This is a genomic window from Streptomyces sp. NPDC090442 (assembly GCF_044769405.1).
Classification (GTDB): Bacteria; Actinomycetota; Actinomycetes; order Streptomycetales; family Streptomycetaceae; genus Streptomyces.
This window is the reverse complement of sequence record NZ_JBIVXW010000257.1, coordinates 1-1417: the sequence shown is the minus strand read 5'-3', so window position 1 is coordinate 1417 and position 1417 is coordinate 1. Positions and strand designations below refer to the sequence as shown.

Annotated in this window: 1 protein-coding gene and 1 pseudogene; one reads left to right on the top strand and one right to left on the bottom strand. The window is 68.1% G+C overall.

The window, feature by feature from the left end:
* Positions 1–67 precede the first annotated feature (67 nt).
* Positions 68–397, bottom strand: coding sequence for a helix-turn-helix transcriptional regulator (locus tag ACIQU6_RS44865; RefSeq protein ID WP_403488521.1), 330 nt, complete (start codon positions 395–397; stop codon positions 68–70).
* A 163-nt stretch (positions 398–560) separates the two neighbouring features.
* Here ACIQU6_RS44865 and ACIQU6_RS44860 point away from each other — a divergent pair.
* Positions 561–1417: pseudogene (locus tag ACIQU6_RS44860) on the top strand (hypothetical protein); the annotation flags it as partial.

The window sequence follows — 1417 nt, the reverse complement described above, 5'->3', positions numbered from 1 at the left end:
CAGATCACCACCTGCGGACCGGCAGATTCCGCCCCGCCGCCACACCATCAGGCGACAGCAGATCAGCTCAAAGACTCACGAACCGCCCACTAAGAGCAATGACCGTCGCCCCGGTGCCCAGGGGGACGGGCGCTTCGTTTCCGGGTAGCCAGTACGGCCAGCCCAGTGTGGTCACGCGTTCGTGGTCGATGCCGAAGACGTCGGCGATCAGCATCTGGTACCAGGGGTCTGGTGTGCGTCCCCCGGGCCTCTCCCATACGGAGACTTGCTGCTTGGTCGTGCCGGCTCGTCGGTCGCGGCGGCGCGCCGCCTGTTTTATCCCTTCGGCGAGGTCGGTCTGGGACAGGCCGTAAAGGGATCGGGCGAGCGCGAGCGGGTGTTGGGCAGTCGCGTCCACTTGTCTATCTCAGCATCTCGAGGCCCGGGTGTGGGCCGGAATGTCGAAGGCTGCATGACCCCCGCATGACCCTCGAACGCTGTTTCCCTTGGCGGTAGTTGGGTGTACTCGCCTTCCCGGGCCAGTCGGTCCGGGAAGGCCCAGACCGGATCGGAGGCCCAACGTGGGCGACGACGTGGTGAGCACTCTCGCGGTGAGCGGCGCGGACAACACCGGCAAGACCAAGCAGCTCGGCATCCTGGCGCGCCGGATCGGCTCCGCCGCTGCGGCGAGTGGTCCGCTGGACGCGCACGACGCGCGGTGGGCTCGCATCAAGCGGACCGGCATGGGCACGTGGTGGTTCCAGACCGGTGCGGTGCAGGAGGTGGCGGAGGTCCTGGCCGCCTCGTACGTGCAGCGCTCCCGCTGCCCTGGCGACGGGGCGGGGCTGCGGCTGATGGACCGGGGCATACCGATGCTGGAGGCCTCCGTGGCCGCGACGGTCGCGGTGCGCGAGCACCTCTCCCCCGAGCAGGCCGCGGACCGCGCCCGCACCCTGTTGCAGCCGTATGCAGAGGCTCTGGAGGCGGCTGAGGCTGGGGAGTTCGGGGTCGTGCTGCTGCATCACCAGGACCCGGCGATCGGCACCGCACGGGCCCTGTCGCATGAGACGAGCGTGACTGACACGTATGCCGACTACCAGCGGCACCTGCACCACCAGATTCACCGCCTGGTCGAGGAGGGCCGCTTCGAGGAGGTCATCGTCGTTGACGGCCGTCCCGTCGTCGCGGTCCAGGACGACTTACGCCGACGCCTTCACGCGCGCACTGCGCTCGTGCCGGCCGGATGTCTGCCCGGTGTTCGGGTCGTCGCGCTCGGCGGAATGTCCGAGAGCGGCAAGAGCACCGCGGGGGAATACCTGCGTACCCGTCACGGGCATGCTCGGCTAACGGGTCGCCCCACGATTGATGATCTTGCTCACGGTTGGGGACATGGAGTGGTTTCTATGAGTTGTCTGGGTTGTGATGACTCATCAGGCTC